We start from the raw sequence: 7,227 nt of genomic DNA, 5'->3' as shown, positions 1-7,227 counted from the left end.
GGTCACCTGTGGCACATCCATATTGCGCATCACGTAATTGACCACATCCCACAACGGCACCGGTGCTCCGTTGCTGATGTTGTAGGCCTTGCCCAAGGCCGAACCGCTGGCCAGCAAGCTACTGAACAACGCCTCATTGAGGTTTTGCACACTGGTGAAGTCAACCTTGTTCAGGCCATTGCCGATAATCGCCAACCGCCCTTTGCGCTGCATCTTCAGCAACCTGGGGAAAATGCTCATGTCGCCTGCGCCCGTCACGAAGCGCGGGCGCAAGGCCAGGGTTTCGAGGCCGAACTCCTGCGCACCGAAAACTTTTTGCTCGGCCAGGTATTTGGTTGCGGCGTAAGGATGCTTGAARCGCTTGGGCACCTGGTCTTCGGTCAACCCCAGGTGATCGCGGCCATCGAAGTAAATCGATGGCGACGACAAGTGCACCAGGCGCCGCACCCGTTGTTTCAGGCAGGCCTCGACCACGTTCTCGGTGACCTCGACGTTGCCTTGATGGAAATCCTGATAGCGCCCCCACAAACCGACAGCGCCTGCGCAATGGACCACGGCTTCGACGTCGGAACACAGGTCGCGCGCCAGTTGCGGGTCGCTCAAGTCGCCCTGGATGAACTCGGCACCACGGCGCACCAAATGCTCGACGCTCTCGGCCCGGCGACCGTTGACCCGCACATCCAGGCCCTGCTCCAGGGCAAAACGCGCAAAGCGTCCGCCAATGAAGCCGCTTGCGCCGGTGACCAGAATCTTCATGTATTGCTCCGAATATTTCGTTTTGCGTTTTTCGTTTTGCATAGGGCGTGAGGTCTTGACGCCAGCCGTCAGTCCAACGGCACCAGCCATTGCTTCGACGAACGCACCAATTGATCGGTGAGTAACCCCAACAGCTGACCGCCATTGCGCCAATGATGCCAGTACAGCGGCACATCGATCGGCTTATCTGGCAAAAGCTCCACCAATTGGCCGCGCGCCAGTTGCTCGCGCACTTGCAATTCAGGCACCAGGCCCCAGCCAAGCCCTGCTTCCGTGAGACGAAGAAAACCTTCGGAAGACGGGCATAAATGGTGTTCGAAACCGCCATTCACGCCGACTGACGCGAGGTAACGATGCTGCAGGAAATCGTCCGGGCCAAATACCAGCGCCGGGGTTCTGGCCAACTGATCGGCACGCACACCTTGGGGAAAATGCCGGGCAATGAATGCAGGGCTGGCCAACGCACGGTAGCGCATCGCCCCCAACAGCACGCTGCGCGCACCGGCCACCGGCCGCTCACTGGCGCACAGACACCCCGCCACTTCGCCTGCACGCATGCGTTTGAGGCCGACGGTCTGGTCTTCCACCACCAGGTCGAGCAACAGATGCTCCTGCGCGCAAAAATCCCCCACCGCCGCAGCCCACCAGGTGGCCAGGCTGTCAGCGTTCAGCGCGATGCGCAGGCGTTCCGGCAGGCCTTCTTCGTCCAGCGCCGGCACCAGGCTTTGCAGATCGCGCTCCAGCAATCGCACCTGCTGCACATGGTTGAGCAATCGCCGGCCAATCTCCGTCGGAGCCGGTGGCGTGACCCGCACCAGCACCGGTTGGCCGACCCGCGCCTCGAGCAGTTTGATGCGCTGGGAGATGGCCGATTGGGACAAGCCCAAGACCTGCGCGGCGCGTTCGAATCCGGCCTGCTCGATCACGGCGGCGAGGGCGGACAGTAATTTGTAGTCTAACATCAGTTTTCCTAATGAGCGATCAGCACTATTGGTTTTTCTTATACAACTTCCCACCGGAGAATGGCCAGCAAGAACTCTTGAACAAGGATCACCGACATGGCTGGCGAAACCTCTTTGGCAACCCTGCTGCGCAGCATGAGCCCGCAACTCAACGACGGCGAATACGTGTTCTGCACGTTGCCTGACGGCAAGCTGCCCGCAGGCCTTGAGATTGTCGGCAGCTTCCGCGAACAGGAAGGGCTGACGGTGATTCTGCAACGTTCCCACGCCGAGAAGGCCAGTTTCAGCTTCGACTACATCGCTGCCTGGATCACCTTGGACGTGCACTCAGCCCTTGAAGCCGTCGGCCTGACCGCCGCGTTCGCCACGGCACTGGGCCAGGCCGGCATCAGTTGCAACGTGATTGCCGGCTACTACCACGACCATTTGTTCGTCGGCCAGGCCGATGCCGAACGCGCCCTGCAGGTACTGCGGGATCTGGCGGCCAACGCGGAGTAAAAATCTTATGTGGCAAAGCTATGTGAACGGCCTGTTGGTGGCCGCCGGGCTGATCATGGCGATCGGCACTCAGAATGCGTTTGTGTTGGCGCAGAGTCTTCGACGTGAACATCACCTGCCGGTGGCGGCGCTCTGCGTCACCTGCGATGCGTTGCTGGTAGCCGCCGGGGTGTTCGGCCTGGCGACGTTGCTGGCGCAGAACCCGACTCTGTTGGCCATCGCTCGTTGGGGTGGCGCGGCGTTTCTGCTGTGGTATGGCAGCCTGGCGCTGCGTCGGGCGTGCTCGAAACAGAGCCTGCAACAAGGTGAGAACCAGACCGTGCGCTCATTGCGGGCGGTACTGCTCAGCGCTTTGGCGGTGACCCTGCTCAACCCGCACGTTTATCTGGACACCGTGTTGCTGATCGGCTCCCTTGGCGCACAACAGACCGAGCCCGGTGCTTATGTCGTGGGCGCGGCCAGTGCTTCGTTGCTGTGGTTTTTTACCCTGGCCCTTGGCGCAGCGTGGTTGGCACCGTGGTTGGCACGGCCAAGCACTTGGCGAATCCTCGACCTGTTGGTGGCCGTAATGATGTTCACCGTAGCGTTCCAGTTGATCATCGCTTCATGATTTATTCCAAAAGGCTCTGGAACCTCTATTCCACACAGTTGTTGCGTGGTTATGCCGCACCCCCGGTGCTATGATCCGATCCCTGCGCCGCAAAGAGTACAAACTCCCCGGCGCATGTCTGGCCGCCCGTGATCGGCCTTGCGCTCACCGCAACTGACCTGATTAGGAGAAYCATCATGGCTTTCGAATTGCCGCCGCTGCCTTACGCGCACAATGCCCTGCAGCCGCACATTTCAGAGGAAACTCTGCAATACCACCACGACAAGCACCACAACACCTATGTCGTGAACCTGAACAACCTGGTGCCAGGCACCGAGTTCGAAGGCAAGACCCTGGAAGAAATCGTCAAGACTTCCTCGGGCGGTATCTTCAACAACGCCGCTCAGGTCTGGAACCACACTTTCTACTGGAACTGCCTGGCGCCAAACGCCGGCGGTCAACCAACCGGCGCTCTGGCTGATGCCATCAACGCTGCTTTCGGTTCGTTCGACAAGTTCAAGGAAGAGTTCAGCAAAACGTCCATCGGCACCTTCGGTTCCGGTTGGGGCTGGCTGGTGAAAAAGGCTGACGGTTCCCTGGCCCTGGCCAGCACCATCGGCGCCGGCAACCCGCTGACCAGCGGCGATACCCCGCTGCTGACCTGCGACGTCTGGGAACACGCTTACTACATCGACTACCGCAACCTTCGTCCGAAGTACGTCGAAGCGTTCTGGAACCTGGTCAACTGGAAATTCGTGGCTGAGCAGTTCGAAGGCAAAACCTTCACCGCTTAAGCTTCGCGCCAGTCAAAAAACCCGGCTTTTATGCCGGGTTTTTTACGCCATCGAAAATCCGTACGTGGGGCGTGCTTTCCCACAACGCGAACCGCATTCGCCCTCTTGCCCCCGCAGCACAGCGGTCTAACATCAACACAAGGAAAAATTGCCTCAACCTCCTCAAGTTGAAGGCCCCGGCAACCGACACAGTGTTAATAGGGCAAATACTCCAAACAGCAGCCTAGCGGCCAAGCTACCGGCAATATCCCCCGGGTTGGATTGTCCCTTTGACTGCCATCACGGGATTGCCAATACTCATGGCAACTTGACGCTACCCGCACGGAACAAGGAATAACCCTTTGAAGCTGGAACTCAAGAACAGCTTGTCGGTGAAGTTACTCCGGGTCGTGCTCCTGTCGGCATTGATCGTCGGCGTGGTCTTGAGCTGCGCACAGATTGTTTTCGATGCCTATAAAACACGTCAGGCGGTTGCCAACGATGCCCAGCGCATCCTCGACATGTTCCGCGATCCCTCCACTCAGGCGGTCTACAGCCTGGATCGGGAAATGGGCATGCAGGTGATCGAAGGCCTGTTCCAGGATGACGCCGTGCGCATGGCCTCCATCGGCCACCCCCACGAAGCCATGCTCGCGCAAAAATCCCGCGAGCTTCAGCAGTCCCACAGCCGCTGGCTGACTGACCTGATCCTCGGCCAGGAACGCACGTTCACCACCCAACTGGTGGGTCGCGGTCCCTACAGCGAGTACTACGGCGACCTGAGCATTACCCTCGACACCGCCACCTACGGCCAGAGCTTCATCGTCAGTTCGGTGATCATCTTCATCTCTGGCGTCTTGCGCGCCCTGGCCATGAGCCTGGTGTTGTATCTGGTTTACCACTGGCTGCTGACCAAACCATTGTCGCGGATCATCGAACATCTGACTGAAATCAACCCGGACCGGCCCAGCGCCCACAAGATCCCACAGCTCAAGGGTCATGAAAGAAACGAGCTGGGGGTCTGGATCAACACCGCCAACCAGCTGCTCGAATCCATTGAGCGCAACACTCACCTGCGCCACGAAGCAGAAAACAGCCTGTTACGCATGGCCCAGTACGATTTTCTCACCGGTCTGCCGAACCGCCAGCAATTGCAGCAACAGCTGGACAAGATCCTTGTCGACGCCGGCAAACTGCAGCGTCGGGTCGCGGTGTTGTGTGTCGGGCTCGATGACTTCAAAGGCGTCAACGAACAGTTCAGCTACCAGACCGGCGACCAGTTGCTGCTGGCCCTGGCCGATCGCCTGCGGGCTCACAGCGGCCGCCTCGGCGCCCTCGCCCGCTTGGGTGGCGACCAGTTCGCGCTGGTCCAGGCCGACATCGAACAACCCTACGAAGCCGCCGAACTGGCCCAAAGCATTCTCGATGATCTGGAAGCGGCGTTCGCCCTCGATCATCAGGAAATCCGCCTGCGCGCCACCATCGGCATCACCCTGTTCCCCGAGGACGGTGACAGCACCGAGAAGCTGCTGCAAAAAGCCGAGCAGACCATGACCCTGGCCAAGACGCGCTCGCGCAACCGCTATCAGTTCTATATCGCCAGCGTCGACACGGAAATGCGTCGGCGTCGCGAGCTGGAAAAAGATCTGCGTGACGCCTTGATCCGCGACCAGTTCTACCTCGTCTACCAGCCGCAGATCAGCTACCGCGATCATCGCGTGGTAGGTGTCGAGGCGTTGATTCGCTGGCAGCATCCCGAGCATGGGCTGGTGCCGCCGGACCTGTTCATCCCGCTGGCCGAGCAGAACGGCACCATCATTGCCATTGGCGAATGGGTGCTGGACCAGGCCTGCAAACAACTGCGCGAGTGGCACGATCAGGGCTTCGTCGACCTGCGCATGGCGGTGAACCTGTCCACCGTGCAATTGCACCACGCCGAGTTGCCGCGGGTGGTCAATAACCTGCTGCAGATCTACCGCCTGCCACCGCGCAGCCTGGAGCTGGAAGTCACCGAAACCGGCCTGATGGAAGACATCAGCACCGCCGCCCAGCACTTGCTGAGCCTGCGTCGCTCCGGCGCGCTGATCGCCATCGACGACTTCGGCACCGGTTATTCGTCATTGAGTTATCTGAAAAGCCTGCCGCTGGACAAGATCAAGATCGACAAGAGCTTCGTTCAGGACCTGCTCGATGACGACGACGATGCGACCATCGTCCGGGCCATCATCCAGCTGGGCAAAAGCCTGGGCATGCAGGTGATTGCCGAAGGCGTGGAAACCGCCGAGCAAGAGGCCTACATCATCTCCGAAGGCTGCCACGAAGGTCAGGGTTATCACTACAGCAAACCGCTGCCGGCGCGGGAATTGAGCGTCTACCTCAAGCAGGCCCAGCGCAGTAACGCGGCCATCCTCTGAAACAACGGCGATCTTTTGATCTGCGTGAATAAGAAATATTTGCAGGCGTAACCCTTTACAGGTAATGCGAAAGATTTGCATTATGTCGCACTTTTGCGCGCCGCCCGTGCGCGCCCACTCCATCACCGAAGCAGGATGTTCGCCATGATTCGTATGCCTCTGGCCACCGCCAGTCTGCTGGCCATCGCTATTTCCCTCGCCGGTTGCGGCGAAGGCAAAGACAAGGCTGCCGCTCAACAAGCGCCGACCCCGGCCGCCAGCACAGCTGCGCCTGCTACCACAGCTAAAGTCGATGAAGCCGCCGCCAAGGCTGTGGTCGCGCATTACGCCGACATGGTCTTTGCCGTTTACAGCGATGCCGAATCCACCGCGAAAACCCTGCAAACCGCCGTCGACGCGTTCCTCGCCAAGCCGGACGCCGACACTCTCAAAGCCGCCCGGGCTGCCTGGGTCGCGGCCCGCGTGCCTTACCTGCAGAGCGAAGTGTTCCGCTTCGGCAACACCATCATCGACGACTGGGAAGGTCAGGTGAACTCCTGGCCACTGGACGAAGGCCTGATCGACTACGTCGACAAATCCTACGAACACGCACTGGGTAACCCGGGCGCTACTGCCAACATCATCGCCAACACCCAGATTCAGATTGGCGAAGACAAGGTCGACGTGAAAGACATCACCCCGGAAAAACTCGCCAGCCTGAACGAGCTGGGCGGTTCCGAGGCCAACGTCGCCACCGGCTACCACGCCATCGAATTCCTGCTCTGGGGCCAGGACTTGAACGGCACCGGCCCTGGCGCCGGCAACCGCCCAGCCTCCGACTACCTGGAAGGCAAAGGCGCTACCGGCGGTCACAATGATCGTCGTCGCGCTTACCTGAAATCCGTGACCCAACTGCTGGTCAACGACCTGGAAGAAATGGTCGGTAACTGGAAGCCGAACGTGGCCGACAACTACCGCGCCACCCTGGAAGCGGAACCGGCTGAATCCGGTCTGCGCAAAATGCTGTTCGGCATGGGCAGCCTGTCCTTGGGCGAACTGGCGGGCGAGCGCATGAAGGTTTCCCTGGAAGCCAACTCCCCGGAAGACGAACAGGATTGCTTCAGCGACAACACCCACAACTCGCACTTCTACGATGCCAAAGGCATTCGTAACGTGTACCTGGGCGAATACACCCGTGTCGACGGCACCAAAATGACCGGCGCCAGCCTGTCGTCCCTGGTGGCCAAGGCTGACCC

The 7,227-nt window shown here is 60.0% G+C and carries 7 protein-coding genes; 5 read left to right on the top strand and 2 right to left on the bottom strand.

What is annotated here, in order from left to right; all coding sequences use genetic code 11:
- Together AC1DLB_RS16355 and AC1DLB_RS16350 are read right to left on the bottom strand one after the other, a co-directional pair.
- Window positions 1-756: NAD-dependent epimerase/dehydratase family protein (locus AC1DLB_RS16355; RefSeq protein WP_477785286.1), on the bottom strand; the 756-nt coding region annotated here is incomplete at its 3' end.
- Between the two features lie 68 nt (window positions 757-824).
- Window positions 825-1,718, bottom strand: a complete 894-nt coding sequence (locus tag AC1DLB_RS16350; RefSeq protein ID WP_477744534.1) for a LysR family transcriptional regulator ArgP — start codon at window positions 1,716-1,718, stop codon at window positions 825-827.
- 96 nt (window positions 1,719-1,814) lie between these two features.
- On the opposite strand from AC1DLB_RS16350, the gene AC1DLB_RS16345 reads away from it, so the two are divergent.
- From AC1DLB_RS16345 to AC1DLB_RS16325, 5 genes are all read left to right on the top strand, one after another.
- Window positions 1,815-2,216 carry an ACT domain-containing protein gene (locus AC1DLB_RS16345; protein WP_477744533.1) on the top strand — a complete coding sequence of 134 codons (402 nt, stop codon included), beginning with the start codon at window positions 1,815-1,817 and terminating at the stop codon, window positions 2,214-2,216.
- 7 nt (window positions 2,217-2,223) lie between these two features.
- A complete protein-coding gene (locus tag AC1DLB_RS16340) occupies window positions 2,224-2,826 on the top strand; it encodes a LysE/ArgO family amino acid transporter (RefSeq protein ID WP_086944475.1) in 603 nt (200 codons plus the stop codon).
- Between the two features lie 176 nt (window positions 2,827-3,002).
- Window positions 3,003-3,599: a superoxide dismutase gene (locus tag AC1DLB_RS16335; protein WP_007938876.1), complete on the top strand. Its 597-nt coding sequence runs from the start codon at window positions 3,003-3,005 to the stop codon at window positions 3,597-3,599.
- A 341-nt stretch (window positions 3,600-3,940) separates the two neighbouring features.
- Window positions 3,941-5,992 carry a putative bifunctional diguanylate cyclase/phosphodiesterase gene (locus AC1DLB_RS16330; protein WP_018926575.1) on the top strand — a complete coding sequence of 684 codons (2,052 nt, stop codon included), beginning with the start codon at window positions 3,941-3,943 and terminating at the stop codon, window positions 5,990-5,992.
- Window positions 5,993-6,136: 144 nt separating this feature from the next.
- Window positions 6,137-7,227, top strand: a 1,091-nt coding sequence (locus tag AC1DLB_RS16325) for an imelysin family protein (RefSeq protein WP_477785285.1), incomplete at its 3' end; no start/stop codon positions are given.

It is taken from the genome of Pseudomonas sp. 05N434 (assembly GCF_056396965.1).
Note: the sequence above shows the minus strand (reverse complement) of the source record. Positions and strands in the feature narration are given on the sequence as shown.

Bases quoted from the DNA above. Each gene is read 5' to 3' on its own strand.
- AC1DLB_RS16350 (WP_477744534.1), bottom strand. From the start codon at position 1,718: ATGTTAGACTACAAATTACTGTCCGCCCTCGCCGCCGTGATCGAGCAG.
- AC1DLB_RS16345 (WP_477744533.1), top strand. From the start codon at position 1,815: ATGGCTGGCGAAACCTCTTTGGCAACCCTGCTGCGCAGCATGAGCCCG.
- AC1DLB_RS16340 (WP_086944475.1), top strand. From the start codon at position 2,224: ATGTGGCAAAGCTATGTGAACGGCCTGTTGGTGGCCGCCGGGCTGATC.
- AC1DLB_RS16335 (WP_007938876.1), top strand. From the start codon at position 3,003: ATGGCTTTCGAATTGCCGCCGCTGCCTTACGCGCACAATGCCCTGCAG.